The 25,791-nt window shown below is 67.0% G+C and carries 31 protein-coding genes; 14 read left to right on the forward strand and 17 right to left on the reverse strand.

Annotated features, from left to right (window positions below; genetic code table 11):
- Positions 1-3: 3 nt before the first annotated feature.
- Together ATF69_RS05415 and ATF69_RS05420 are read left to right on the forward strand one after the other, a co-directional pair.
- A complete protein-coding gene (locus ATF69_RS05415) occupies positions 4-1,671 on the forward strand; it encodes an AMP-binding protein (RefSeq protein WP_146870130.1) in 1,668 nt (555 codons plus the stop codon).
- Between the two features lie 2 nt (positions 1,672-1,673).
- Positions 1,674-2,072 carry a RidA family protein gene (locus tag ATF69_RS05420; RefSeq protein ID WP_055400021.1) on the forward strand — a complete coding sequence of 133 codons (399 nt, stop codon included), beginning with the start codon at positions 1,674-1,676 and terminating at the stop codon, positions 2,070-2,072.
- On the opposite strand, the gene ATF69_RS05425 is transcribed toward ATF69_RS05420, so the two are convergent.
- Entirely contained in the window at positions 2,017-2,985 is a 969-nt protein-coding gene (locus ATF69_RS05425; protein ID WP_056745662.1) for an EamA family transporter, read from the reverse strand. The genes ATF69_RS05420 and ATF69_RS05425 overlap by 56 nt on opposite strands.
- A 97-nt stretch (positions 2,986-3,082) precedes the next feature.
- Between ATF69_RS05425 and ATF69_RS05430 the strand changes: the two genes are divergently transcribed.
- Positions 3,083-3,544 (forward strand): Lrp/AsnC family transcriptional regulator, encoded by a 462-nt coding sequence (locus tag ATF69_RS05430; protein WP_056059735.1) that lies wholly within the window; start codon positions 3,083-3,085, stop codon positions 3,542-3,544.
- 35 nt (positions 3,545-3,579) lie between these two features.
- On the opposite strand, the gene ATF69_RS05435 is transcribed toward ATF69_RS05430, so the two are convergent.
- The 12 genes from ATF69_RS05435 to phnG form a co-directional block, all read right to left on the reverse strand.
- A complete protein-coding gene (locus ATF69_RS05435) occupies positions 3,580-4,164 on the reverse strand; it encodes a phosphonate degradation HD-domain oxygenase (RefSeq protein WP_146870131.1) in 585 nt (194 codons plus the stop codon).
- 13 nt (positions 4,165-4,177) lie between these two features.
- A complete protein-coding gene (gene phnE, locus ATF69_RS05440; RefSeq protein ID WP_146870132.1) occupies positions 4,178-4,984 on the reverse strand; it encodes a phosphonate ABC transporter, permease protein PhnE in 807 nt (268 codons plus the stop codon).
- 34 nt (positions 4,985-5,018) lie between these two features.
- Entirely contained in the window at positions 5,019-5,966 is a 948-nt protein-coding gene (phnD, locus tag ATF69_RS05445; protein ID WP_055399982.1) for a phosphonate ABC transporter substrate-binding protein, read from the reverse strand.
- 46 nt (positions 5,967-6,012) lie between these two features.
- Positions 6,013-6,873, reverse strand: coding sequence for a phosphonate ABC transporter ATP-binding protein (phnC, locus tag ATF69_RS05450; protein ID WP_146870133.1), 861 nt, complete (start codon positions 6,871-6,873; stop codon positions 6,013-6,015).
- Between the two features lie 112 nt (positions 6,874-6,985).
- The gene (locus ATF69_RS05455; RefSeq protein ID WP_146870134.1) at positions 6,986-8,140 is read right to left on the reverse strand and encodes an alpha-D-ribose 1-methylphosphonate 5-triphosphate diphosphatase; all 1,155 of its coding nucleotides are present in this window, start codon (positions 8,138-8,140) and stop codon (positions 6,986-6,988) included.
- On the reverse strand, positions 8,137-8,868 hold the full coding sequence (gene phnL, locus ATF69_RS05460) for a phosphonate C-P lyase system protein PhnL (protein ID WP_146870135.1): 732 nt from the start codon (positions 8,866-8,868) through the stop codon (positions 8,137-8,139). Before phnL ends, ATF69_RS05455 begins: the two co-directional genes overlap by 4 nt.
- Entirely contained in the window at positions 8,865-9,653 is a 789-nt protein-coding gene (gene phnK / locus ATF69_RS05465; RefSeq protein ID WP_146870136.1) for a phosphonate C-P lyase system protein PhnK, read from the reverse strand. Before phnK ends, phnL begins: the two co-directional genes overlap by 4 nt.
- Positions 9,650-10,111 carry a GNAT family N-acetyltransferase gene (locus ATF69_RS05470; protein ID WP_146870137.1) on the reverse strand — a complete coding sequence of 154 codons (462 nt, stop codon included), beginning with the start codon at positions 10,109-10,111 and terminating at the stop codon, positions 9,650-9,652. Before ATF69_RS05470 ends, phnK begins: the two co-directional genes overlap by 4 nt.
- Entirely contained in the window at positions 10,108-11,028 is a 921-nt protein-coding gene (locus ATF69_RS05475; RefSeq protein ID WP_146870138.1) for an alpha-D-ribose 1-methylphosphonate 5-phosphate C-P-lyase PhnJ, read from the reverse strand. Before ATF69_RS05475 ends, ATF69_RS05470 begins: the two co-directional genes overlap by 4 nt.
- Positions 11,025-12,128 (reverse strand): carbon-phosphorus lyase complex subunit, encoded by a 1,104-nt coding sequence (locus ATF69_RS05480; protein WP_146870139.1) that lies wholly within the window; start codon positions 12,126-12,128, stop codon positions 11,025-11,027. The genes ATF69_RS05475 and ATF69_RS05480 overlap by 4 nt, the downstream gene beginning before the upstream one ends.
- A 2-nt stretch (positions 12,129-12,130) precedes the next feature.
- A complete protein-coding gene (gene phnH, locus ATF69_RS05485; protein WP_146870140.1) occupies positions 12,131-12,772 on the reverse strand; it encodes a phosphonate C-P lyase system protein PhnH in 642 nt (213 codons plus the stop codon).
- Positions 12,769-13,281: a phosphonate C-P lyase system protein PhnG gene (phnG, locus tag ATF69_RS05490; RefSeq protein ID WP_146870141.1), complete on the reverse strand. Its 513-nt coding sequence runs from the start codon at positions 13,279-13,281 to the stop codon at positions 12,769-12,771. The genes phnH and phnG overlap by 4 nt, the downstream gene beginning before the upstream one ends.
- Before the next feature lie 75 nt (positions 13,282-13,356).
- Here phnG and phnF point away from each other — a divergent pair, with 75 nt between their 5' ends.
- The 5 genes from phnF to ATF69_RS05515 are packed head-to-tail and all read left to right on the forward strand — an operon-like array spanning position 13,357 to position 17,123.
- Positions 13,357-14,139, forward strand: coding sequence for a phosphonate metabolism transcriptional regulator PhnF (phnF, locus tag ATF69_RS05495; RefSeq protein ID WP_008903098.1), 783 nt, complete (start codon positions 13,357-13,359; stop codon positions 14,137-14,139).
- A complete protein-coding gene (locus ATF69_RS05500; protein ID WP_146870142.1) occupies positions 14,126-14,854 on the forward strand; it encodes a DUF1045 domain-containing protein in 729 nt (242 codons plus the stop codon). Before phnF ends, ATF69_RS05500 begins: the two co-directional genes overlap by 14 nt.
- The gene (gene phnN, locus ATF69_RS05505; RefSeq protein ID WP_146870143.1) at positions 14,851-15,465 is read left to right on the forward strand and encodes a phosphonate metabolism protein/1,5-bisphosphokinase (PRPP-forming) PhnN; all 615 of its coding nucleotides are present in this window, start codon (positions 14,851-14,853) and stop codon (positions 15,463-15,465) included. Before ATF69_RS05500 ends, phnN begins: the two co-directional genes overlap by 4 nt.
- The gene (gene arsC, locus ATF69_RS05510) at positions 15,462-15,884 is read left to right on the forward strand and encodes an arsenate reductase (glutaredoxin) (protein ID WP_146870144.1); all 423 of its coding nucleotides are present in this window, start codon (positions 15,462-15,464) and stop codon (positions 15,882-15,884) included. The genes phnN and arsC overlap by 4 nt, the downstream gene beginning before the upstream one ends.
- Positions 15,885-15,923: 39 nt before the next feature.
- Entirely contained in the window at positions 15,924-17,123 is a 1,200-nt protein-coding gene (locus tag ATF69_RS05515) for an MFS transporter (protein ID WP_146870145.1), read from the forward strand.
- Positions 17,124-17,127: 4 nt separating this feature from the next.
- On the opposite strand, the gene ATF69_RS05520 is transcribed toward ATF69_RS05515, so the two are convergent.
- A complete protein-coding gene (locus tag ATF69_RS05520; RefSeq protein WP_146870146.1) occupies positions 17,128-17,802 on the reverse strand; it encodes a DNA-3-methyladenine glycosylase I in 675 nt (224 codons plus the stop codon).
- Between the two features lie 81 nt (positions 17,803-17,883).
- Between ATF69_RS05520 and ATF69_RS05525 the strand changes: the two genes are divergently transcribed.
- The 3 genes from ATF69_RS05525 to ATF69_RS05535 are packed head-to-tail and all read left to right on the forward strand — an operon-like array spanning position 17,884 to position 20,169.
- The gene (locus tag ATF69_RS05525; protein WP_146870147.1) at positions 17,884-19,056 is read left to right on the forward strand and encodes an aminopeptidase; all 1,173 of its coding nucleotides are present in this window, start codon (positions 17,884-17,886) and stop codon (positions 19,054-19,056) included.
- Positions 19,049-19,456, forward strand: a complete 408-nt coding sequence (locus ATF69_RS05530; protein ID WP_146870148.1) for a polyhydroxyalkanoic acid system family protein — start codon at positions 19,049-19,051, stop codon at positions 19,454-19,456. The genes ATF69_RS05525 and ATF69_RS05530 overlap by 8 nt, the downstream gene beginning before the upstream one ends.
- 8 nt (positions 19,457-19,464) lie before the next feature.
- Entirely contained in the window at positions 19,465-20,169 is a 705-nt protein-coding gene (locus ATF69_RS05535; RefSeq protein WP_146870149.1) for a nitroreductase, read from the forward strand.
- 21 nt (positions 20,170-20,190) lie between these two features.
- Here ATF69_RS05535 and ATF69_RS05540 read toward each other — a convergent pair whose 3' ends face one another.
- A complete protein-coding gene (locus ATF69_RS05540) occupies positions 20,191-21,252 on the reverse strand; it encodes an ornithine cyclodeaminase (RefSeq protein WP_146870150.1) in 1,062 nt (353 codons plus the stop codon).
- 201 nt (positions 21,253-21,453) lie between these two features.
- Between ATF69_RS05540 and ATF69_RS05545 the strand changes: the two genes are divergently transcribed.
- Complete coding sequence (locus tag ATF69_RS05545; protein ID WP_146870151.1) at positions 21,454-22,374, forward strand: hydroxymethylglutaryl-CoA lyase; 921 nt, start codon at positions 21,454-21,456, stop codon at positions 22,372-22,374.
- Between the two features lie 63 nt (positions 22,375-22,437).
- On the opposite strand, the gene ATF69_RS05550 is transcribed toward ATF69_RS05545, so the two are convergent.
- Complete coding sequence (locus tag ATF69_RS05550) at positions 22,438-22,692, reverse strand: acyl-CoA-binding protein (protein ID WP_055397012.1); 255 nt, start codon at positions 22,690-22,692, stop codon at positions 22,438-22,440.
- 149 nt (positions 22,693-22,841) lie between these two features.
- Between ATF69_RS05550 and ATF69_RS05555 the strand changes: the two genes are divergently transcribed.
- Both ATF69_RS05555 and ATF69_RS05560 read left to right on the forward strand, forming a co-directional pair.
- Positions 22,842-24,476 carry a wax ester/triacylglycerol synthase family O-acyltransferase gene (locus ATF69_RS05555; RefSeq protein WP_146870152.1) on the forward strand — a complete coding sequence of 545 codons (1,635 nt, stop codon included), beginning with the start codon at positions 22,842-22,844 and terminating at the stop codon, positions 24,474-24,476.
- Positions 24,477-24,508: 32 nt separating this feature from the next.
- Positions 24,509-25,066 carry a DUF922 domain-containing Zn-dependent protease gene (locus ATF69_RS05560; protein WP_146870153.1) on the forward strand — a complete coding sequence of 186 codons (558 nt, stop codon included), beginning with the start codon at positions 24,509-24,511 and terminating at the stop codon, positions 25,064-25,066.
- A gap of 52 nt (positions 25,067-25,118) precedes the next feature.
- Here the strand turns inward: ATF69_RS05560 and ATF69_RS05565 are convergent, their stop codons facing one another.
- Positions 25,119-25,727: a TetR/AcrR family transcriptional regulator gene (locus ATF69_RS05565; protein ID WP_146870154.1), complete on the reverse strand. Its 609-nt coding sequence runs from the start codon at positions 25,725-25,727 to the stop codon at positions 25,119-25,121.
- Between the last annotated feature and the right edge of the window lie 64 nt (positions 25,728-25,791).

Consider the following 25,791-nt stretch of genomic DNA (forward strand, 5'->3'; position numbering starts at 1 on the left):
CGCATGAAAGCCCCCTCCGCCCAGCCCGACCACTTCGTGCACGACCGCTTGCTGCCGCCCGAGGCCTGGCCCACACTGCGCTACGACCTGCCTGAGCTGCAGATCGCCAACCAGGCCAACCTGGTGCAGGCGCTGTTCGACCAGGCCGAGCGCGCTGGCCACATCGACCGCCCCCTGTTGCGCGGCCCGCACCGCACGTACACCTACCGCGACGCCCGCGCCGAGGCCGCGCGCATTGCCGAGGTGCTGACGCAAGACCACGGCCTGGTGCCCGGCAACCGCGTGCTGCTGCGCGGCGGCAACACGGTGGAGATGGCGCTGGCTTGGCTGGGTACCGTCTACGCCGGTCTGATTGCGGTGGCCACCATGCCCCTGCTGCGCGCGGTAGAGCTGGGCAGCATCATCGACCGCGCCCAGCCTACGCTGGCGCTGTGCGACGGCCGCCTGCTGGCCGAACTGCAGACGGTGCAAACACAGCACCCGGTGCTGGCTACCGTCGTGCCGTTTCACACCGCGCCCGATGCGGCAGACCTGCTGCAGCGTGCGCAGGGCAAGCCCGGCACCACGCCGCCCTGCCCCACGTCGGCGGACGACATCGCGCTGATGGCGTTCACCTCGGGCACCACAGGCTCCCCCAAGGCGGCCGTGCACACGCACCGCGATGTGCTGGCAGGCTGCGAGGCCTGGCCGCGCCATGTGCTCAAGGCCAAGCCCGACGACATCGTGGCGGGTTCTCCTCCGCTGGCGTTCACCTTCGGCCTGGGCGGCTTGCTGGTGTTTCCGATGTGGGCCGGGGCCAGCGTCTACTTTCCGGACCAGCCCTACACCCCCGAAACCATGGTGCGGCTGATGCGCGACGCGGGCGTGACCATCTGCTACACCGCCCCCACCTTCTATCGGCAGATGGCACCGTTCGCCAAACAGATCGGCCTGCCCCAGCTGCGCACCAGCGTGAGCGCGGGCGAAGGCCTGCCGGACGCGACGCGCCAGCTGTGGAAGGAGGCGACCGGCCTCGACATGACGGACGGTATCGGCGCCACCGAGATGTTCCACATCTTCATCTCTTCGCCCGGCAGTGAGAGCCGGCGCGGCGCCATCGGCAAGGTGGTGCCCGGCTACACCGCCAAGGTGGTGGACGACGATGGCAATGAGCTGCCACGCGGCACCGTGGGCAAGCTCGCGGTGATCGGCCCCACGGGCTGCAAGTACCTCGACGACCCGCGCCAGGCCAAGTACGTGAAGGACGGCTGGAACTACCCGGGCGATGCGTTCACGCAAGACGCCGACGGCTACTTTTTCTACCAGGCGCGCGACGACGACATGATCATCACCGCCGGCTACAACGTGGGCGGCCCCGAGGTGGAAGACGCCCTGCTGCGCCACCCAGCAGTGGCCGAGTGCGGCGTGATCGGCGTGCCCGACGAGGAGCGCGGCATGGTGGTCAAGGCCATCTGTGTGCTCAAGCCCGGGCACACGGGCGATGCCGCCATGGTCAAGACCTTGCAGGACCATGTGAAAGCCACCATCGCCCCGTTCAAATACCCGCGCGTGGTGGAGTTTGTGACCGCCCTGCCGCGCACCGAAACCGGCAAACTGCAGCGCTTCAAGCTGCGCCAGGGTGCGGCCGCATCACCCTCCGCCGGATCGCCCACTGCAACAAAAACAACATGACGATGAAAAACACCCTTTTGCAGCCCGAGGGCTGGGTCACACCCAAGGGCTACGCCAACGGCGTGGCCGCACGCGGCACCATGGTCTTTACCGGCGGCCAGATCGGCTGGAATGCGCAGCAGCAGTTTGAGAGCGACGACTTCATCGACCAGACGAGGCAGACGCTGCTGAACGTGCGGGCGGTGTTGGAGGCTGGCGGCGCAGGCCCCGAGCACCTGGTACGGCTGACCTGGTACGTGACCGACCGCAACGAATACAACAGCCGCTTGAAGGAGCTGGGCGCGGTCTACCGCGAGGTGCTGGGCAAGAACTTTCCGGCGATGGCGTGTGTGCAGGTGGCGGGGCTTATGGAAGAGCGCGCGAAGATCGAGATTGAAGCAACCGCTGTAATCCCGGACTGAGCTTTTCCAGCCACCGCTGCAGCGCTTGCCCGTACAGAATGAACGCCAGCGCCGCCCCAATCAACGGCAGCGCGGCAAACACCCAGCCGGTGAGCAGCTCGCCCCCCAGCGCCACGCCCACCAGCAAAGCCACCGCAGGGTTCACAAACGAATAGCTGCCCGCCAGCGCGGCCGACGTGTTCTGCAGCAGCCACAGGTACGCATTGAGCGCCACCAAGGTGCCAAACACCAGCAGATAGACCCACGCCGCCCACGACTTGGCAGTGACGTGGCCCAGGGCGCTCAACGGCTCAAACCACAACGCTACCACCAGCCCCATGGCGCCCCCCGCAAACCACTGCGCGGCCGATGCCATGGCGGGCGCGGGTAGCGACAGCTTGCGCGATGCATACGAGCCCACGCTCCAGCACAGAGGAGCACCAAAGGCCAGTAGCGCACCGAGCCAGGTGGCTGAAAAGTCGCCCTCCAGCGCCAGCAGCAGCGCACCCACCACGCCCAGGGCCAGGCCGATCCAGCTGGTGAACGGCACGCGCTCGCCGCCCCAGCGCGACCACAACGCCAGCCACATGGGCATGGTGGTGACCACTGTGGCCATCAGGCCCGAGCCAATGCCCAGCTTTTGCGCAAAACCCATCAGGTTCATGGCCAAAAACACCATGCAGCCGCCCACCACCGCCGAGTTGCGCCATTGCACCCACGTGGGCAATGCATGGCCTTGCCACAACGCAATCAGCAGCATCACCCCCCCTGCACACAGGAAGCGGATCGCATTCATCAGCAGTGGCGGCATGCTCTGCAGCGCAATACCAATGGCGAAATAGGTAGTGCCCCAGACGATGTAGACCAACAGCAGTGCCATGGCCACCGCCCCTTTGCGCTGTGCGCGGGCTTGCGCATTGAAAATTGCCGGCATATTCTTCACCTGACCGAATAATTTATGGAAACCGCAAGGTTTTCGGAATTTTTACCAAAATCGAGCGGCTATGCAAGCAAATATTCAGACAGATGACATGGACGCCAGAATTATTTCGGCGCTAGGCGCCGATGGGCGACGTTCCTATGCCGATGTGGGGGCCGAAGTGGGACTGTCCACCGCCGCCGTGCACGAGCGCGTGAAGAAGCTTCTGGACAAGGGCGTGATTCGCCGGTTTTCGATCAGCGTGGACCCGGAACGCGTGGGGCTGAACTTCACCGCGTTTGTGGCGATCCGCAACGATGGCGGCGCGCACTGCCGCGACATTGCGCCGCGCCTGCGCGGTATCCCCCAGGTGGAGGAGTTGCACAGCGTGGCTGGCGAGCACGACTTCCTGGCCAAGATCCGCACCACACACGCACGCGGGCTGGAGGACGTGCTCTACCAGATCAAGGCGATTCCCGGCGTGGCGCGCACCACGAGCACCGTGGTCCTGAACACCGAATTCGAGGACCGGCCGCTGGACCTGGGCTGGGTGAATGGCGACAAGGGAGGTTGATGCGCAGGGGGGCCTCGGCTTGGTCGCGCGGCTTTTTACGCAGCCACCGGGGCGAGTTCAGCCGCAGCAGCAACAGTCGCCGGAACTGGCACCAGACGCTGCACCAGCGCCATGTAGTAGCCCAGCGGGGGCGTGACCAACCCCGGCACCTTGGCGTGGTCGTCATAGCGGCGCAGGCGGATGGCCTCCTGCGCAAAAGGCTGGGCCGCAAACTGCATCGCCTCTTTGGGCGTGAAGGGCCCGCCCTGCAGCACTAGGCTGTGCTGCGATGCGGGCGACAGTGTCTCCCAGTACCCCGGCTCCATGGTGCACAGGTAGCGCTTGGCATCCACATGCAGGCGGATGGGCTCCAGCACCGCGTCGGGCAGTAGGCCCCGCAAGAACGGGATGGCCATGTACTGGTGCAGGTCGTCCTGCTCGGCCGTGTCGCCCCCGGGTGCCAGCAGGTGTCCCAGGTCGTGCAGCAGGGCCGCGACGACAGTGGCCGGGGTTTCACCCGATTTTTCGGCCCACTGTGCACACTGCAGCGCATGCTCCAGCTGGCTGACCGCCTCGCGGCCGTACTGGTTCACGCCCCGGGTAGCGAGCAGGCGGGCAATGTCTTCAAGGTTCAATGCCATGGCGTACCCCTTGTCAAACCAGTGCCTTGCGGATGCGGGCCGACACCAGGTCGATGACGCTCACCGTGACCACGATGATGAGCATCACGGCGCAGGTTTCGGCGTATTGGAAGCCCCGGATGATTTCCCACAGCACCACCCCAATGCCTCCAGCGCCGACCATGCCCACCACTGAGGCCGAGCGCACGTTGGCCTCGAAGCGGTACAGCGTGTACGAGATCCACAGCGGCATGACCTGCGGGATCACGCCATAGATGATTTCGTGCAGTGCGCTCGCACCGGTGGAGCGGATGCCTTCCACGGGCTGCGGGTCAATCGCCTCCACGGCTTCGGAAAACAGCTTGGCCAGGGTTCCCGAGGTGTGGATCCACAGGGCCAGGACACCCGCAAAAGGCCCCAGGCCCACGGCCACCACAAACAACATGGCAAACACCATTTCGTTGATGGCGCGGCACGCGTCCAGCACGCGGCGCACCGGCTGGTAGACCCACCAGGGCACGATGTTGGACGAGGCCAGCAGTGCCAGCGGCACGGCGGTGACCACCGCCAGCGCCGTGCCCCACAGCGCGATCTGCAGCGTGACCAGCATCTCCTGCACATAGATCTGCCACTGCGCAAAATTGGGCGGAAAGAACTCCGCCGCATAGCTGACCATGTTGCCCGAGTCGTTCCACAGATCGAGCGGGCGCATGTCGGCGCCCTTCCAGGACGCCGCCAGCAACACCAGCAGGATGCCCCACGACAGGTACCAGGCCAGGCTGCGCTTGGGCGACGAGGTGCTGGCCAGTGTGGCCAGCGAGGGATTCAAAGCAGAGGACATGGAGACACCCGGGCCGCAACAAGAAACCTACGGATTACTTCAACGACGCCAGCTGCTGGTCGATCTCGGCCAGGCGGGTCTTCTTGTCGGCATCGGCCAGCGTCGCGTCGGCCTCGATCTTGTTGCGCTTGCCGAAGAGGTCTAGCTGGCGGATGGGGGTGAGCTGGGCATTGGTCGATGGTTTGAAGCCCGAGAGCTTGGAGATCTTCATCACGATCTCCTTCTCGCGCGCATCGGTCTTGGCGTAGTTGTAGAAGAAGTCGCGGATCTTGGTCTTGGTGGCCTCGGGCAAGTCCTTGCGCATCACCAGAGGGTCCAGCGGAATGAGGGGCGAGGTCCAGACGATCTTGATGTCCTTGAACTTCTCGGGCTGGCGCTCCTTGATCTTCTCCAGGTTCTCGCTGTTGTTGGTGGCAACATCCACCTGCTTGTTGGCCACGGCCAGCGCGTTGGTCTCGTGGTTGGCACTGCGCGTGATCTTGAAGTGCGTCTTCGCGTCGATCTTGTTCTGTGCAAAGGCGTAGTAGCCGGGCACCAGGAAGCCCGAGGTGGAGTTGGGGTCGCCGTTGCCAAAGCTCAGCGACTTGCCGTTCTTGAGCACGTCATCCAGGGTGGCCAGGGGGCTGTCCTTGTGCACGATGAGGTGCGAGTAGTAGCCCTGCGTGCCGTCTGCGTTCACCATCTGCGCAAAGACTTCGCCATTGGCGCGGTCCACGGCTTCCATGGCCGACTTGTTGCCCAGCCAGGCCACCTGCATTTTGTTGAAGCGCATGGCTTCGATGAGGCCTGCGTAGTCGGATGCAAAGAAGGCGTTGATCTTCAGACCGGTCTGCTTGGCCATGTCATCCAGCAGGGGCTGCCAGTCGGCCTTGAGGTTTTGCGAGGCCTCGGTCGAGATCATGCCGAAGTTGATGTCCTGGGCCAACGCGCCCGTGGTCAAACCCAGCCCGATCGTCAGGGCGGCACACAGTTTCTTGAACATGTTGAAAACTCCAGAGAAAGGAATTGAAAAGAAACAAAAAGACCGTTCAGGCGGCCTGGACCATGGCGGGCGCCCACTGTGGGACGGGTGTTGGGGCGTGCACGGGTGCTGTGGGGGCACCCGCTGCATCCGACAGAATTTCGTCGGCGTGCACGCCATAGAGGCTGCGCAGCAGTGCGGGCGTGAGGGCCGCCGACGGGCCGTCGTACACCACCTGGCCGTGGTGCAACGCCACCACGCGGGGGCAGTATTTGATGGCCACATCCACCTGGTGCAGCGACACGATGACGGTGCAGCGGTCCTCGCGGTTGATGCGGGCCAGGATGTCCATGACCTTGCGCGAGGATTCGGGGTCCAGCGAGGCGATGGGCTCGTCGGCCAGCACCACCTTGGCGCCCTGCACCAGCGTGCGGGCAATGGCCGCGCGCTGCTGCTGCCCGCCGGACAGGGTGGAAGCACGTTGTGCATGGCATTCGGCAATGCCCACGCGGTGGAGCGCTTCCAGCGCCAGCGCGCGCTCCTGCGGCTTGAACATGCGCAGCCAGCCGCGCCACCAGGGCGTGCGGTGCAGCAGGCCCACCAGCACGTTCATCAACACCGGCAAGCGGTCCACCAGGTTGAACTGCTGGAACACAAAGCCCACCTGCGAACGCACCTTGCGGATGTCGCTGTGGATGCGCCCGCCCTGCTGCACGCAGCGACCATCGACTTCGATCAGCGAATCGCTGGCCGCATCGGCTACCACCAGGCCCGCCACGTGGCGCAGCAGGGTGGACTTGCCCGAGCCCGAGGCACCAATCAGCGCCACCATCTCGCCGCGCTGCACGGTGATGTTGATGTCGCGCAGGGCGTGTTTGCCGTTGGCGAAATGCTTGTTCAGTTGGTGGATGTGCAGTGCGGCATTCATGGCAGCTTCCTGGGGGTTAAGTCGTCTAGACAACCGGAGTGTGGTTGTGGGGCGTGACAGTGCTTTGACAGTTGGGAGAAGTTTGGATGTCAGGAAAAGACCTGCACGCGCTCTACAGCACCCTCTGCCCTTCGCGCCACACTCCACGCACCACGGCCTGGCGGCCGCCATCGGGCAGCTCGGCCATGTGCACCTGCACCAGGTCGGCGCGCAGGCCGGGCGCCAGCGCGCCCCGGTCCAGCATGCCCGCCGCCTTGGCCGGGTTGTGGGTGACGGTGGCCACGGCCTGTGGCAGAGGCAGGATGTCGTCCTGCACCAGCCGCATCACCGCGCTCAGCAGGCTGCCGGGCACATAGTCGGAAGAGAGGATGTCCAAGAGCCCCCTGCGCGCCAGGTCGGCCGCGGCCACGTTGCCCGAATGCGAACCACCGCGCACGACGTTGGGCCCGCCCATCACGGTGAGCAAGCCACGTTCGTGCGCGGCCTGGGCTGCGGCCAGTGTGGTCGGGAACTCCGACATTGCGGCCCCTTCGGCATGGGCCTGCTCCACATGGGCCACCGTGGTGTCGTCGTGGCTGGCCAGCGAGATGCCGTGCGTGCGGCAGTAATCCACGAAGTACGCGCGGTGGGGCTCGGCGTACTGCGCCTGCAGCGTGGCCGCGTGCGCCACCTGGCGCTCGAATTTCTCGGCGCTCCAGCCCTTCTTGCCGGTGTAGTAGGTGCGTGCCTGCTCGATGTTCTCCCACTGGCGCTGGCCTGGGGTGTGGTCCATCAGCGAAATCAGCGACAGGCGTGGGTGCCCGTGGAAGGGCTCGAACAGGTCGATGGTGTTGGGCGCAGGCAGCTCGCAGCGCACATGCAGGTGGTGGTCGGCCCGCAGCAGGTTGCGCTCGGTGCAGGTATCGATGGTGTCGAGCACGCGGTTCCAGGCGCTGCCGCGCAGGCTGTCCACGTCGGCCTCGCCCACGCCCAGCGCGTCGAGTACCGTCGTGATGCCTGCGGCCGCAATCTCGGCGTCGTGCGCCAGCAGTGCGGGCATTTCGGCCCATTGCACCTTGGGGCGCGGCATCAGGTGGCGCTCAAAGTTGTCGGTGTGGATTTCGACCAGCCCGGGCAGCAGGTAGTCGCCCCTCAGGTCGATGCCTTGCAAAGCTGAGGTGGCCCCGCTGTCCAGCGACGCAATGCGCCCGCCATCCACGTGCAGGCTGCCCAACACCACTTCGCCTGGCAGCACCATACGGGCGTTCTTGAACACGGTTGTATTCATGCCGATGCTCCCCGGAAGTCACCCACGTTCACGCGGCGCGTGGCCACGGCAGTGCCGACCTGTGCGTCATGAAAAATGCCCACCAGGGCCGCGCCGCGCGCCACCGCCTCGCGGATCATGGCGATCACGGTCTCGGTGTTGGCTGCATCGAGCGATGCGGTGGGCTCGTCCAGCAACAGCAGGGGTTTGGGCTTGATCATGTTGCGGGCAATGTTGATGCGCTGCTGCTCCCCGCCCGAGAAGGTGGCGGGTGGAAGGTGCCACAGCCGCTCGGGGATGCGCAGGCGGGTCAGCCACTGCCGGGCGGTCTCGCGTGCGGCCTCGATGCCCGCTGGGTCGTCGCCGGCGTCTTCCGCCAGTGGCTCGGCCACCACGTCCAGCGCCGACACGCGCGGGATGACCCGCAGGAACTGGCTCACGTAGCCCACGGTGTCGCGCCGCAGCTGCACCAGCGCACGCGGCGTGGCCTGCGTCACATCCACCACTGCGCCATCGGCCGAGCGCACGGTGATGCTCCCTGCATTGACCCGGTAGTTGGCGTAGATCATCTTGAGCAGCGTGCTCTTGCCCATGCCCGAGGGGCCGTCCAGCACCACACATTCACCGGGCTGCACGGCCAGGTCCACGTGGGCGAGCACGGGCAGTTCAATGCCGTTCTGGTGGTGCAGGGTGAAGCGCTTGGCCACCCCTTGCATCTGGAGAATGGGCGCAATGGAAGGCTGGTTCATGGCTGCAGTACCGAAGAAACGAGGAGCTGGGTGTAGGGGTGTTGCGGGTCGTCGAGCACCTGGTCGGTCAGGCCCGCCTCCACCACGCGGCCGCGTTGCATGACCACCATGCGGTGGGCCAGCAGGCGTGCCACGGCCAGGTCGTGCGTGACCACAATGGCCGCCAACTGCATCTGCCGCGTGAGCTGGCGCAGCAGGTCCAGCAGGCGCGCCTGCACTGATACATCGAGGCCCGAGGTGGGCTCGTCCATGAACACCAGGCGAGGCTGGGTGACCAGGTTGCGCGCAATCTGCAGGCGCTGGCGCATGCCGCCCGAAAACGTGCGCGGTGCATCGTCGATGCGCGCCGCATCGATCTCGACACGCTGCAGCCATTCCGTGGCCGTGGCGCGCAGGCGGCCGTAGTGGCGCTCGCCCAGGCCCATCAGGCGCTCACCCACATTGGCACCGGCGGACACATCCATGCGCAGGCCGTCCGCCGCGTTCTGGTGCACAAAGCCCCAGTCGGTGCGGGCCAGCAGGCGCTGCTGCGCTTCGGTCATGGCGTAGATGTTCTGCAGCTCGCCGCTGCGCTGGCGGAACTGCACCGTGCCTTCGTCCGGGGCGCTGCGTGCTGCAATGGCGTTGAGCAGCGTGGACTTGCCGGAGCCCGACTCGCCCACCACGGCCAGCACCTCGCCGGGCCACAGGTCAAAGGACGCGCCTTGCAGCGCCACGCGGTCGCCATAGCGCTTGCTGACGTTGCGCACGCTCAGCAGCGGCGCAGAAGGTTCGGGGTGATTCATGTGAGGGTCTCGACAACAAAGCTCAGGCCATGCTGCGCAAAGCCCAGGGATTCATAGAAGGCATGCGCGCCCTTGCGGCGGGCGTTGGACGAGAGCGCGAGCTTGTAGCAGCCCGCGTCGCGCGCCTGCTGCATGGCGTGGGCCATCATCTGGCGGCCAATGCCTCGGCCCTGCTGGTCCTGTGCCACCACCACGTCTTCCACGATGGCCGAGGGCGTGCCCCGGTGCGCCAGGTTGTGCATGACGATCAGCGCATAGGTGCCCACCACGGCGCCGTGCTGCGCGGGGTCGCAGGCCACCCACAGGCGGTAGCTGGGGTAGCGGGCGAACTGGGCCCACACGGCCTGGGCTTCTTCCAGGGTCAGCACGTCGGCCGGGCTGTCTTCAATGGCGGCATACAGCGCCAGCACGCTCTCCAGGTCGGCCTGCCGGGCTTCGCGAATGTGCACGGCGCTCATGCCGCGCCGCCTTCCACCTGCGCCGTTTCGGCCTGCTGCGCCTGGCGCTCGTGGCAGTAGTCCGAATCGGAACAGACATGCATGCGCCCGCCCTGGTCGTCGGTGATGACCTCGTCGAGAAAGCTGTCGGTGGCGCCGCACAGCGCGCAGGCAGCATCCCAGCGCTGCACCTCGAACGGGTGGTCCTCAAAACCCAGGCTCTCCACCGGTGTATAGGGCGGCACGGCGTAGATGCGCTTTTCGCGGCCCGCGCCAAACAGCTGCAGCGCGGGGTTCATGTGCATCTTGGGGTTGTCGAACTTGGGGATGGGCGACGGCGCCATCACATAGCGGCCGTTGACCAGCACGGGGTAGTCGTAGGTGGTGGCAATGTGGCCGTAGCGCGCGATGTCTTCGTAGAGCTTGACGTGCATGAGCCCGTACTCGGCCAGGCCATGCAGAGTGCGCGTTTCGGTCTCCCGCGGCTCCAGGCGCTGCATGGGCTCGGGCACTGGCACCTGGTAGACGATGACCTGGCCTTCGGCCAGCGGTGTCTCGGGGATGCGGTGGCGCGTCTGGATCAGCGTGGCCTCGCGCGTGCGGGTGGTGGTCGCCACGGCCGTGGTGCGCTCGAAGAAGCGGCGGATGTTGACCGCGTTGACCGTGTCGTCCGATCCCTGGTCGATGACCTTGAGGCAGTCCTGCGGGCCGATGATGGACGCGGTGACCTGGATGCCGCCCGTGCCCCAGCCATAGGGCAGCGGCATTTCGCGGGAGCCAAACGGCACCTGGTAGCCGGGGATGGCCACGGCCTTGAGGATGGCGCGGCGGATCATGCGCTTGGTGCGCTCGTCCAGGTAGGCAAAGTTGAAGTGGCCGTCCACCGGTGCGGCGTCGGCGGGCAGGCCCATCACGGCGGGTTCCATGGGCGCGTTCATGCGGCATCCTCCTCGGCGGGGGTGGTGGGGTGGGCGGCAGCGGCGCGCATCTTGCGCACCAGCTCCAGCTCGGACTGAAAGTCCACGTAGTGCGGCAACTTCAGGTGCTGCACGAAGCCAGACGCCTCCAGGCTGTCGCTGTGGCCCAGCACAAATTCCTGCATCTGCGCGGGCGACTCCACCGGTTCACCCAGCTCATCGGCACGTAGGGCTCGGTCCACCAAGCTCATGGCCATCGCCTTGCGCTCGCTGTGGCCAAAAGCCAGACCGTAGCCGCGCGTGAACTGCGGGGGCTGGCTCTTGCTGCCCGCAAACTGGTTCACCATTTCGCATTCGGTGATCTCGATGTCACCGATCTCGATGGCAAAGCCCAGCTCTTCGGGTACGACCTCCACCGCTACCGTGCCCAGGCGCACCTCACCCACAAACGGGTGCGAGTGCGAATAGCCGCGCTGCGTGGAATACGCCATGGCGAGCAGGAAGCCCTCGTCGCCGCGCGCCAGGTTTTGCAGGCGCGTGGCCCGGTTGGCGGGGAAGCGCAGCGGCTCGCGGGTCAGGTCCGTGGGCGCGGGGTCGCCCGGGGGCACGGGGCGGGTTTCGATCAGGCCTTCCTGGTTGAGCAGGTCCACCACACGGGGTGTGGGGCTGGGCGACACCACAGCTGCTGCAGCGGCAGGCGGCGTCACCGTGCCTTCGGCTAGCAGCTTGAAGTCCAGCAGGCGCTGCGTGTAGTCGTAGGTGGGGCCCAGCACCTGGCCACCAGGCAGGTCCTTGAAGGTGGCGGAGATGCGGCGGTCCAGCGCCATGCGGCTGGTGTCCAGCGCGCAGGTGGTGCCCAGGCGTGGCAGCGTGGCGCGGTAGGCGCGCAGCAAAAAGATGGCTTCCACCAGGTCGCCTGCTGCCTGCTTGATGGCCAGGGCCGCCAGCTCAGGGTCGTACACCGATCCCTCGGTCATCACCCGGTCCACGGCCAGCTTGAGCTGCTGGCGGATCTGCGTTACCGAGAGTTCGGGCTGCGAGACATCGCCCCGGCGCTGGCGGGCCAACAACTGGTAGCTTTTGAGAATGGCGGCTTCTCCGCCTTTGACGGCTACGTACATGCTCAGGCCTCCTGAAGGGCTGTGGCGCTGCGCGTCGCCCGCGTGGTGCGGGGCAGGCCCACGATGTGGTCCGCAGTGGCCAGCAGCAGATCCACACCGCGTGGAAACACCCCATGGTTGGCCGCCCACTGGGCCTCGAAGTCCTCAGGCAAGCCATCCACCTGCAAGTCCGCCACCTCCTGGATGCCGGGGCCGCGCAAGTGCCATGCCTCACTTGCGTCCGCCGTGGTGACGGCGGCACGCGATACATCGACCACGCAAGTCGCTGATTGGTTGGGGTAGATGTCGGTGCCCAGGGCCAGACGGTTCAGGGCAGGCAGCGCATCACCCTGCGCCACCCACACAAAACGGGCTTGCGCGGCGTCGGCCACCACAGTGCAGCCTGTGTGAAAGCGCAGCCAGGCACCGGCATCACTGGCTGCCAGCTTGGGCGAGAGCCACAACGTGCAGTCGCTGTCGAGCAGCGCCAGCAGCACGGCAGCCGATACGGCATGCCCCACGGCAGGAGCTTGCGCGTCGTGTTCTACCGCCACCGTGCGGCCGGGGTGCGACAGCGCCTGCAGCACCGCGCGGAACACCGCCTGGCTGCCAAAGGCTTCGTTCGAAAATCCGGCACCCAGCGATGCCAAGGAGGTCGTGCTCATTCGGTGTCCTCGTCGTTGTCGGCACCGCTCTCGCGCGCCACGGTGAAAAAGTCCACCTTGGTGCTGGCAGCCCGCGCCTGGCGCTCAGCCTGCATATTGCGCAGGTGGTTGCGGATGGGGTCGAGCAGTTGTGCGTCCAGCACCGGTTGCTGAACAGGGTCTTGCAGCAGCGCATCGGCCAAGGCCGCCAGCTGCACCTGGCGGTGCGAACGGCCCAGCACGTAGGCCACGCCCACGGTGGCCTCAGAAGTGTCCGATGCGTCGGCCACGCGCAGCGCGCAGCGGGTGACGGTGACCTCACCCAGGTTGAAGCGCTCGCCCGTGCCACCGGCGCGGCCCTGCACCATCATCAGACCGGTCTCTGGCGCACGCAGCCAGCGCGCGGGGCGCGTGGCATGCTCATGCAAGGCAGATTCGAGCAGCCCCAGCGGCGCCCGGGCCAGCAGCGCCATCCACTGCGCGCGGCCCAGTGGGCGGCCCGGTCCCGGGTTGTCAAAGGCTTGAAACATGGAAGTGGTACCCTGAAAGTTGTATAGACAAATTGAACAACTGGCGCCAGCTTAAAGAGCGCGCATGTAGGTTTCATGACAGCCAGCACCACCTCTCTCACGACCCCGTTGCAGGTCCCGCAAGCACCACCACTGCGCCCTGCGCGCGACAGCTTCTGGACGCGCATAGCCGCCGAGCTGGCCGAGGCCATCGGCAGCGGCGTCTATCCGCCGGGCCAGCGACTGCCCTCGGAACACGCGCTGGCCGAGCAGTTCGGCGTGAACCGCCACACCATCCGCCGTTCGCTCGCCAGCCTGTGCAGCCAGGGGCTGGTGCGCATCACGCAGGGCAGCGGCACCTATGTGGAAGACTTTGCGGTGGACCTGGTGCTGGGCAAGCGCACGCGCCACCAGCAGGGCCTGGCACAGGCCGGTCTGCGCGGCAGCCTGGTGGTGCTGCAGGCCCAGACCACGCGCGCCACGGCGGCGCTGGCCAAGGCGCTGCAAGTGCCCGCGCGCAGCCCGCTGCTGGCGCTGCGCGTTCGGGGCGACGCCGAGGGCCAGCCCCTGCACATCAGCGAGCGCTACTTTCCCCTGCCCCGCTTCGAAAACCTGGCGGCCGTGGTGCGCGAAACGGGCTCCATCACCGCAGGCTTCACTGCCCACGGCGTTGCTGACTACACGCGCCGCGAAAGCCGCATCACCGCCGAGCTGCCGAGCGCCGAAGTGGCCGCCCAGTTGCGCCAGCCCACCTCACGCCCCGTGCTGCAGGTAGAGAGCCTGAACGTGGACCTGGCAGGCACGCCCATCGAATGGGCCCGCGCCTGGTTTGCGGGCGACCGCGTGAAACTGACCATTGACCACGATGAACACGCCTGACATGCCACCCACCCACCACCGCTATGCGGTCTATTTCGCACCCAACCCGGGCAGCCTGGGCTGGCTGGCCGGCAGCCACTGGCTGGGGCGCTGCGCCGCGCTGCTGCAGCCGCTGCAGCAGCTCGCCATCGACAGCGTGGCGGCGGACGATCTGCACCGCCTGACCGCAGCACCCCGCCGCTACGGCTGGCACGCCACACTCAAGGCGCCGTTTGCGCTGGCGCCCGGCGCCGACTGGATCACGCTGCACCAGGCCGTGCAGTCCGTGGCGCGCGGGCTGCAACCCTTTGTGCTGCCGCCCCTGCAGGTGCAACGCATCGACGACTTTCTGGCACTGGTGCCCCCGGCGTTGCACCTCGCCAATGCGCAGATCCAGGAGACCGCCGCCACCTGCGTGACGGCGCTCCAGCCCTTGGCCGCTCCCTTGTCCGACGCCGACCTCGCCCGGCGCCGCTCGGCGGGGCTCACTGCCCGGCAAGACGCGCTGCTGCAGCAATGGGGCTACCCCTTTGTGCTGGACGAGTTCCGCTTTCACCTGTCGCTCACCGGCAGCCTGGCGCAGGTGGACACACAGACGCAGGCGCTGGTGTTCGAGGCCGCGCAGGAGTTCTTCTCGGACCTGCCCATCCTCAAGTTCAACAGCCTGGCCTTGTTCGCAGAGCCCACACCCGGCGCCGACTTTGTGCTGCTGGATCACCTGGAGATGGGCGCATGACCGCGGGCCGGCTGGTCTACTGCATGGGCCCCTCGGGTGCGGGCAAGGACAGCCTGCTGGACTGGCTGCGCGCCCACCTGCCCCAGCCCTGCCCCGTGCACTGGGCGCAGCGCACCATCAGCCGTGCCGCGACGTCTGCCGGCGAAGTGCATGAAAGCGTTTCGCCCCAAACGTTTGTTGCGCTGTGCAGCGACCACGCATTTGCCCTGCACTGGCAGGCCAACGGCCTGGGTTACGGCGTGCGGCATGCGCAACTGGCGCCGCTGGCGCAGGGCCACTGGGTGCTGCTCAATGGCTCGCGCGCCTACCTGCCCGAGGCCCTGGCGCGCTTCCCGGACCTGGTGGCCGTGCACATCACCGCCAGCCCGCAGGTGCTGCGCGGACGTCTGCTGGCGCGCGGCCGCGAGACGCGCGAAGAGGTGGAGGCCCGGGTGCAGCGCGCGCTGGCCTACAGCCCGCCGCCGGGCGCGGCCAGCCTGGAGGTGCACAACGACGGAGCGCTGGGCGATGCGGGCCTGCGGCTGCTGAACGCGTTGGAAAATTTACCGGGCTGGCCCCAGCGCAGTGGCAAACTTTCGCCCATTGTTTCCGTACTTTCCAGCACGCCATGACCACCATCACGATCTATCACAACCCCAAGTGCGGCACGTCCCGCAACACCCTCGCCATGATCCGCAACAGCGGCATGGAGCCCGAGGTCATCGAATACCTCCAAACCCCGCCCGACCGTGCCACGCTGGTGGCGCTGATTGCAGCGACAGGCGAGCCGGTGATCAACGCCGTGCGCACCAAGGAGGCGATCTTCACCGAGCTGCAACTGGACGCACCGGGCGTCACCGACGCGCAGCTCATCGACGCGATGCTGCAGCACCCCATCCTCATCAACCGCCCCATCGTGGTCACGCCCCTGGGCACGCGGCTGTGCCGCCCGTCCGAGAAAGTGCTGGACATCCTGCCCGCACCGCAGCAAGGTGCCTTCACCAAGGAGGATGGCGAAGTCGTCATCAACGCGCAGGGCCAGCGTGTCTGAGGCAACCTCGCGCGCCCCCGCCATGGCCCACCGCGCGGAATGAGCGCCGCCTCGCAACGCTGGACCGTGGCGCGCCTGGGCACGGCCCAGACGCTGGCCTGGGCCTCGTCCTACTACCTGCCTGCCATGCTGGCCGCGCCCATGGCGCGCGACCTGGGTGTGGCCACCCCCACGGTGTTCGCCGCGTTTTCCGTGGCGCTCATCGTGTCGGCGCTGCTCGGGCCTTTCGCGGGTCGCGCCATTGACCGCCATGGCGGCCGCCCGGTGCTGATGGGCACCAACCTGTTGTTTGCAGCTGCTCTGGCGGGCATGGCCCTGGCGCAAGGCCCGGTGGGCCTGTTTGCCGCGTGGGTGCTGATGGGCGTGGCCATGGGGTCGGGCCTTTACGAGGCGGCGTTTGCCACGCTGGTGCGGCTGTACGGCCAGGGCGCGCGCAGCGCCATCACCGGCATCACGCTGATCGCGGGGTTCGCCAGCACCGTGGGCTGGCCGCTGTCGGCCTGGATGGAGACGCAGTGGGGTTGGCGCGGCGCGTGTGCGGGCTGGGCCGCATTGCACCTGCTGGTGGGCGTGCCGCTCAATGGCTGGCTGCCGCGCGCCGACGCCGCAGACAAGGCCCCCGAACCATCGACGGACGCCATCGCAGCGCCCGCCACAGAAACGGCCGTATCCGCCCCGCCCACTCCAGCACACCCGCTGCGCACCACCGTGCTGCTGTCCTTTGTGTTTGCGGTCACGTGGTTCACCAGCACCGCCATGGCAGCCCACCTGCCGCGCCTGCTGCAGGCCAGCGGTACGTCGCTGCATGCGGCAGTGGCCCTGGCGGCACTGGTGGGCCCTGCGCAGGTGGCGGCACGCCTGCTGGAGTTTGGTTTTCTGCGCCGCCTGCACCCGCTGCTATCGGCCCAGCTGGCAGCCGCCGCACACCCTGTGGGCGCGGGCCTGCTGATGGTGCTGGGCGGGCCTGCGGCAGCGGTGTTCACCGTGCTGCACGGGGCAGGTAACGGGATACTGACCATTGCCAAGGGCACGCTGCCACTGGTGCTGTTTGGGCCAGCAGGCTACGGCGCGCGCCAGGGCCTGATGATGGTGCCCGCCCGCGTGGCGCAGGCGTTTGCACCGGTGCTGTTTGGCATGCTGCTGGACAGCGCCGGGGCAGCGGCCCTGTGGCTCACCACACTGCTGGGCCTCGCCGCGTTGGGAGCGCTGTGGCTACTGCGTCCCGTGGCGCGGGTCTGAGCAATCAACCGCGCGGCACCACAAACGCCTTGCGCGCAGCGAGCGCTGCGGGGCGCGAGTGGCAGCCTTCCAGGTGGTCATTGACCAGCCCCATCGCCTGCATGAAGGCGTACACCGTGGTCGGGCCCACAAAGCTCCAGCCGCGCTTTTTCAGGTCCTTGGACATGGCAATGGAAGCCGGCGATGTGGACAGGGTGCGCGCCACTTCGCGCGTGATGCGCTCGGGCCGGTCGGTGGCAGCGGGCTCGTAGCGCCAGGCGTAGTGCGCCAGCGAACCAAACTCGCGCCGCAGCTCCAGCACACGGTGGGCATTGTTGATGGTGGACTCGATCTTGCCCCGGTGGCGCACGATGGCCGCGTCCTGCACCAGGCGCTCGACCTCGGCCGGGCCGAAGGCTGCGACCTGCTCGGCGTCGAAGTTCGCGAACGCCGCGCGAAAGCCCTCGCGCTTGTTCAGGATGGTGAGCCAGCTCAGGCCCGATTGAAAACCCTCCAGGCAGATCTTCTCGAACAGCCTGCGGTCGTCGGCCACCGGAAAGCCCCACTCGGTGTCGTGGTAGTGGCGGTACAGCGGCGTGGACTGGCACCAGGTGCAGCGCGGGCAACCGGCCTCGTCGGCGAACAGGCCGTCGGCCAGCGCGGGTTGGCGAGCAGGATCGGGAGCGGTCAAAGGGGTCATGCGCGGCATTCTAGAAAGCGCAACAGCCAGGCTGCTGACAGGGCGAGCGCAAAGGGTTCGATCTGCCCATAAACTGCCCCCATGCGCCAGCCACTTTCCCGCCTGCGGGCCACTTTCAGCCTGATGTTTTGCCTGGTGCTGGCCGGCTGCGCCAGCACCACCGGTCCCTCCAACGCGCTGGGCTACTACTGGCAGTCGCTGCGCGGGCACATGCAGATCATGCATGCCGCAGAACCGATTGACGAATGGGTGGCGCGCAAGGACATCTCGCCCGCCCTGCGCGAGCGCTTGCAGCTGGCGCAACGTGCGCGGGCCTTTGCGGTGGCAGAACTCGGCCTGCCCGACAACGCCAGCTACCGCCGCTATGCCGACCTGAAGCGCCCCGCCGCCGTGTGGAACGTGGTCGCAGCGCCGCCCTATTCGCTGACGCTGCACACCTGGTGCTTTCCGGTCACGGGCTGCATCGGCTACCGTGGCTATTTCACCGAAGCTGCGGCACAGGCCGAGGCCGCCGAGCTGTCCGCACAGGGCCTGGAGGTGGAGGTGTACGGCGTGCCCGCCTACTCCACGCTGGGCTACATGAACTGGGCGGGCGGCGACCCGCTGCTGTCCACCTTCATCGCCTGGCCCGAGGGAGACTTTGTGCGCCTGCTGTTCCACGAGCTGGCGCACCAGGTGGTCTATGCCAAGAACGACACCTTGTTCAACGAATCCTTTGCCACCGCGGTGGAACGCATTGGCGTGGCGCGGTGGCTGGCCACGCAGTCCACCCCCGCCGCGCGCGAGGCCTACGCCACCAGCGAAGCGCGGCGCAGCGCCTTCCGCATGCTCACCCGGGCCACGCGCACCCGCCTGGCGGCCATTTATGAGCAGAAGGAGCTTCAAGCGATAGAAGATCATGCCTTGAGTGCTATGAAAAAAGAAGCAATGCAAGCGTTTCGAGACGACTATGCCGCACTGCGCGCACGCTGGCTGGACGCCCCCGGCGGCACGCCCCCCCGGGCCACCACTGCCCAGGTGGCAGGCTACGACCGCTGGGTGGCCCAGGCCAACAACGCCAGTTTTGCCGCCCAGGCCGCCTACGACGAACTGGTGCCCGCGTTCGAGGCCTTGTTTGAACGCGAGGGGCGCAACTGGCCCCGGTTTTATGATGCCGTACGACAACTGACGCAGCAGCCCCTGCCCGAGCGGCACGACACACTGCGCGCCCTTTTACCTGACCCCCAACACCTCAAGGAGACAGCCGGTGCCTGACATTCATATCCACCGCGAACACCACCTGGGCTTCAAGGAAGCCCGCAAGGTCGCCTTCTCCTGGGCCGAAAAGGCCGAAGAAAAATTCGACATGGAATGCACCTACGAAGAAGGGGACAAGGAAGACCTGCTCACCTTCTCCCGCTCGGGCGTCAAGGGCACGCTGCTGGTGGATGCGCACCAGTTCGAGATGAAGGCACAGCTAGGCTTTCTGTTCGGCGCGTTCAAGGACCGCATCGAGGCCGAAATAGGCGAGCAGCTGGACGCCCTGCTCAACGCGCCCCACCCCGGCGCCAAGAAGCCCGCCGCAGACAAGAAGAAACATGCAGCAGACGCGGATGCTGACAAGCCGGCCCCCAAGTCAGCGGCCAAGCCTGCCGCCAAGGCCAAGAAGGCCTAGCCACCGCCATGACATCCACCGCGAACGGGACCGCCGCCCACAGCCCGGCGTTTGACACCCTCTCCACGCTGCTCCACACCCGCTACAGCTGCCGCGCTTTTCTGCCCGAGCCGTTGCCGCGCGGCACCATCGAAGCCATCCTGGTCACCGCGCAGCGCACGGCCTCGTGGTGCAACGCGCAGCCCTGGCAGCTCACCATAGCCAGCGGCACCACGCTGGAGCGCCTGCGCAGCGCACTGCAGTCGCACATGACCACCGCAGCCCCCAACCCCGACCTGCCCTGGCCCCGCGAATACCGGGGCGTGTACCAGGAACGGCGGCGCGAATGCGGCTGGGGCCTGTACGAAGCCCTGGGCATTGCCAAGGGTGACCGCGAAGCCTCGGCCCGCCAGGCGGCGCAGAACTTCACGATGTTCGGCGCACCGCATGTGGCCATCGTCACCAGCGACGAGGCACTGGGCGTCTATGGTGCGGTGGACTGTGGCGCGTATGTGAGCAACTTCATGCTGGCCGCGCACAGCCTGGGCGTGGGCTCCATCGCACAGGCGGCGCTGGCGTCCTACCCCGGCGTGCTGCGCGAGGTGCTGGGCATTGGCAATGACCGCAGCATCGTCTGCGGCATCTCCTTTGGCATGGCGGACCCAGCCCACCCGGCCAACCATTTCCGCACCACACGCGCCGACTCCGCCAGCAGCGTGGTCTGGAGGGACTGAGAAGGGGTGACCGGACAGGCGTCAGGCCACAGCGCGCAGCAGGGGGTTGTGCGTGCGCAGCAGCCCAAACAGGTTCTTGGGGTCTGACAGCTGGGGGATGAGTTCGATGGGTTGGCCCATGCCCAGCTCGGCGGCCGTATCGCGCAAGAAGCGCAGCGCAGAAAAGTCCTCCAGCGCAAAGCCTACGGAGTCAAACACCGTTATTGCGGCATCGCTGGCCCGGCCGGTGTGTTGGCCTGCCAGCACTTCCCACAGCTCGGTCACCCCAAAGTCGGCAGGCAGCTGCTGGATGTCGCCTTCGATGCGCGTCTGCGGCGCGTATTCCACAAACACCTGGGCCTGGCGCAGCACGTCGGCATGCAGCTCGGTCTTGCCGGGGCAGTCGCCGCCCACGGCGTTGATGTGCATACCGGGCGCCAGCATGCCGGGCGTGAGGATGGTGGCGTTGGTCTTGTCGGCCGTCACCGTGGTCACGACGTCGGCGCCGCGCACGGCCTCGGCCGTGCTGTTGCAGGCCACGGTGCGCAGGCCTGTGCCTTGCAGGTTGGCCTGCAGCTTGGCGGTGGCGGTCGGGTCCGTGTCAAACAGCCGCAGCGCGGTGATGCCCAGCAGGTGGTGGAAGGCCAGTGCCTGGAACTCGCTTTGGGCGCCGTTGCCGATCAGCGCCATGGTGCGGCTGCCAGGCCGCGCCAGGGCGCGGGCGGCCACGGCCGACATGGCGGCGGTGCGCAGGGCGGTGGTGAGCGTGAGTTCGCTCAGCAGCAGCGGCGCGCCCGTGGCCACATCGGCCAGCACGCCAAACGCCATCACCGTAGGCAGCCCCCAGCGCGTGTTCTTGGGGTGGCCGTTGACGTACTTGAACGCATAGGTCTGGTCATCGGCAATGGGCATGAGTTCGATCACGCCGTCGCGCGAGTGGCTGGCCACACGTGCGGATTTGTCGAACGCGCCCCAGCGCAGAAAGTCGGCCTGGATGTAGTCGGCAATGCCGCGCAGGCAGGCCTCGACGCCTTTGCGCTGCACCATGTCGATGACATCGGTGGCACTGAGGTAGCGGGTGGAAAAAGGATGGTGTGAGGGCATGGCGCTTGTCTCCGAATGGGAATGGATAGGGCTCCAAGCAGTGTCCCGAAGCGCCAAAACAATGGGAATCGCCCAATCTGCTGCATATTGCTGGGCTGTTTGCCGGTATGGCATCACAAATTGCCACTTTGTTCAAAACCCCCAGGGCACCTTCTGGCAGCGCCAGCGCGCTATCCTCGGCGGCATCCTCCGTCCAGCACCATGACGCAACCCCAAGTACTCATCAGCGAAGTCGGCCCGCGCGATGGCCTGCAGTCCGTCAAAGCCACCATGCCCACGGCCGACAAGCTGCGCTGGATCGACGCCCTGGTGGCGGCCGGCCTGCGCGAGATCGAAGTCGGCTCCTTCGTGCCCGCCCGCCTGCTGCCCCAGATGGCCGATGTGGCCGAAGTGGTGCAGCACGCGCTCACCCACCCTGGCATCACCGTGATGGCCCTGGCCCCCAACCTCCGCGGCGCCGAGGCGGCGCTGGCAGCAGGGGTGCACAAGGTCACCCTTCCGGTATCGGCCAGTGCTGCCCATTCGCTGGCCAATGTGCGCAAGACGCGCGAGGCCATGGTCGAGGAGGTGCGCGCCGTGGCACAGCTGCGTAACGCGCAGGCGCCCGGCGTGCTGGTGGAGGTGGGGTTGTCCACCGCCTTTGGCTGCACGCTGCAGGGCTTGGTGCCCGAGGACGATGTGATCTGGCTCGCAGGCTTGTGCGCCGAGGCCGGTGCCGACGAGGTGGGCCTGTCGGACACCACCGGCATGGCCAACCCGGCGCAGGTGCGCCGCCTGTTCACGCGCCTGCGCGCCGAGCTGGGTGCCAAGGCCGGTGCGGCCCACATGCACAACACCCGCGGCCTGGGCCTGGCCAACTGCCTGGCGGCCTACGACGTGGGGGTGCGCACCTTTGATGCGTCGCTGGGCGGCCTGGGCGGCTGCCCCTATGCGCCGGGCGCGTCGGGCAACGTGGTGACCGAAGACCTGGTGTTCATGTTCGAAGCCATGGGCATTGCCACGGGGGTGGACCTGGAGCGCCTGATGGCCGCCCGCGTGCCGCTGCAGGCGGGGCTGCCGGGCGAGCCGGTCTACGGCATGACGCCGGAAGTGGGGCTGCCCAAGGGGTGGGTCCAGCGTTAGGCGCCTCTGCCCCCAAAGAAAAAGGCGACCGAGGTCGCCTTTTTCTTTGGAAGGAGCTCCGTATCAGCTCAGCGACGTGATCAGGTCCACATACTGCTGCTTGGCCTCATCGGCGCCCGTGCCCTTGAGCTTTTCCCAGGCGTCCCACTTGGCACGGCCCACCATGTCGGAGAAGCTGGGCTTCTTCTCGGTGTTGTCGCCGGCGGTGGCTTGCTTGTACAGCGCGTAGATCTTGAGCAGCGTGGCGTTGTCGGGACGCTCGCTCAGGTTCTTGGAATTGGCCACGGCGGCTTCGAAGGTGGCATTGAGGTCGGCCATGTGGGTGTGCTCCTTGGGATGTGTGGGGGGAGGGAAAGAACGGTGTCGGCAAGGGTTTGCTGCGTTGTATCTTACGGGCTGAGCACGGCCCGGGGCCGCTCAATCCATAGAGGCAAGCCCCCAAAAATCAAACAATAGGTGTACATCTGATGGTGACCCGCATTCCAGCCCCCCGCAAAGCCGCCCCCGGCCTCAGCACGAGCCCCCTGCGCACCATGCGCGACCAGGCGCCTGAGGTGGCACGCAAGGCCGCCCAGGCCCTGCCCCCCGCAGCCCGCAAGGCCGCCACCGTGGTGCAGAAGAACGTGCGCCGCGCGGCCACCGGCATGCTGGGCCTGTCGGGCGAACGCATGAGCAAGGTCGATACCGCCTGGCTGCGCATGGATTCGCACAGCAACCTGATGATGATCAACGGCGTGTGGACCCTGTCACCCGGCATCACCTGGGAGGCCTTGTGCGAACGCGTACAGCAGCGCCTGCTGCAGTACCCGCGCTTTCGCCAGCGGGTGGTGGAAGATGCCGCAGGCGCCACCTGGGTGGAGGACCGCAACTTCGACATCGCTGCGCATGTGCTGCGCGAAAAGCTGCCCCACCGCACAGGCCACAGCATGCAGCGCGCACTGCAGGACCGCGTGGGCGAACTCGCCATGCAGCCGCTCGATACACGCCGCCCGCTGTGGCAAATGCACCTGATCGAAGACTTTGTGGGTGATGACGGCGCGAAAGGCAGCGCGCTCATCGTGCGCATCCACCACTGCATTGCCGACGGCATTGCACTCATCTCGGTGACCATGTCGCTGGTGGACGGCGGCTCGGAGCCCCCCAAGCGCAAGGCGCGGGCAGACAAGGAAGCCGCCACCGCCGAGGACTGGATCGCCGACGCACTCATCAAGCCCTTCACCGGCCTCACCGTCAAGGCCCTGGACCTGGCGGGCGACAGCGCCGCCAAGTCGTTGCAGATGCTGGGAGACCCGGAAAAGGCCATGCACCACGGGCTGACCGGCACCATGGACATGGCCCGCGTGGCCTACCAGCTCGTCAGCGATGCGGCAGCATTGGCGCTGATGCCTGACGACTCCCCCACGCGCCTGAAGGGCCAGCCCGGTAGCGCCAAGCGCGTGGCCTGGTGCCCACCGATTCCGCTCGAAGAGGTCAAGGCCATCGGCAAAGCACTCAACTGCTCCATCAACGATGTGTTGCTGTCGTGCGTGGCGGGCGCCATCGGCGGCTACCTGCGCAGCCAGGGCGACGACCCCACGGGCCAGGAGATCCGCGCCATGATTCCGGTCAACCTACGCCCCATGGAAGAGGCCTGGAAGCTGGGCAACCGCTTTGGCCTGGTGCCGCTGGTGCTGCCCATCGGCGTGGCCAACCCAGTCGAGCGCGTGTACGAAGTGCGCAAGCGCATGAACGCGCTCAAGGGCAGCACCCAGCCCATCCTGGCGTTTGCCATGCTCGCCGTGGCAGGCCTGATGATCAAGCCCGCGCAGGACGCACTGCTCAACCTGTTTGGCCGCAAGACCACGGCGGTGATGACCAACGTGCCCGGCCCCAAGGAGCAGCTCACGCTGTGCGGCGCACGCGTCACGCAGTGCATGTTCTGGGTACCGCAGTCGGGTGACATCGGCCTGGGGGTCTCCATCCTCAGCTACGGCGGCGGCGTACAGTTTGGCGTGATCACCGACACCACCCTGTGCCCCGAGCCGCAGCAGATCATTGATGCCTTTGCGCCCGAGTTCGACCAGCTGTCGCTGCTCACGCTGATGCTGCCGTGGGGCGACTGAACGCATCTGCGTTGCCAGAGCCACCACGCTGCGTGCGTCTCGGGTGGGTGGTGGCCTTGCTGCTGTCTGCGGGTGGGGCACACGCGGCCGTGGAGGAAGAAAGCACCCAGCGGCCCTACGTGGTGCGCGCCCAGCCCGGAGAGACACTGCGCGATGCCCTGCATGCTGCAACCCCCATTTCGGTGGGTGGACAGCGCTTTCATGGCTACACCCGCTGGAACGTGCGCTGGACCTTCCGCTGGTGGCGCGAGGCCTCGGGCCGCTGTGCGATCACCGAAGTCAACACCCGGCTGCGCACCGAAGTGCAGCTGCCCGACCTGCAGGCCGCCAGCCCTTCGCAGCAGGCGGTTTTTGACCGCTATTTGCAGGCGCTGTCCCACCACGAGCAAGGCCATGTGCAGATCGGGCGCGACGCAGCGCAGGCCATTGACCAGGCCATCCGCCAGATGCCCGCAGCGCCCGACTGCGCCACGCTGGAGCGCGAAGCCAACGCCTTGGGCCACCGGCTGCTGCAGGACCACGTGGCGCGCGAGAAGCAGTACGACCAGCGCACCCGCCACGGAGCCACACAAGGCGCGCGACTGGACTGACCGCCCGGTCGACCACCAGGAGCGTTCCCATCTTTTCTATCGACCGACAGGCTCACCCCTTGCGCTGAGGAGGCGCCGCCACCAACGCATCCGTCAGGCGGGACACTGCGGCCACCACCGCGGCGACAGGTTCGCCCATCTGCGCACGCACGATGGCGCCCTCCACCACCAGGGTGAGCGCCTGCGCGTCCTGCGCACGGTGGGAAGGCGCTGGCAACAAGGCAGCCAGCAACGCCGTCATGTCGCGCTTGTGGCGCTGCGCAATCTCCAGCACCTCCGGCACGGTGTCTCCCAGCTCGCTCACGCTGTTGATGAAGGCACAGCCCCGAAAGTGCTTGCTGCCCAACCATTCCGCCAGGGCAGGCGCCAATGCCCGCGTGCGATCCGCCCCTGAGGGCAGCGCGTGCGCATGGCGCTGCAGCGCGTCGGCGAACCAGCCCATCCAGCCCGCGTGCCGGTACTCCAGATACGCACAGATGAGCGCGTTCTTGCTCGGGAAATGCCGGTAGAAGGTCACCTTGGTCACGCCAGACTCCGCAATCACCCGGTCGATGCCCGTGGCGCGGATGCCATCCCGGTAGAACAGCGCGTGCGCCGTGTGCAGCAGGCGGTCTCGGGCGGGCAGGTCTTGCCAGCCGACAGGGAGAGGATCAAAGGTCATTCGCTCATTGTAGACAAGTCTGTCTACATGGCTTTATGATGGCACGTAGACAGACCTGTCTACA

This window comes from Acidovorax delafieldii (assembly GCF_007993815.1).
In the GTDB taxonomy this organism is placed as follows: domain Bacteria; phylum Pseudomonadota; class Gammaproteobacteria; order Burkholderiales; family Burkholderiaceae_C; genus Acidovorax; species Acidovorax delafieldii.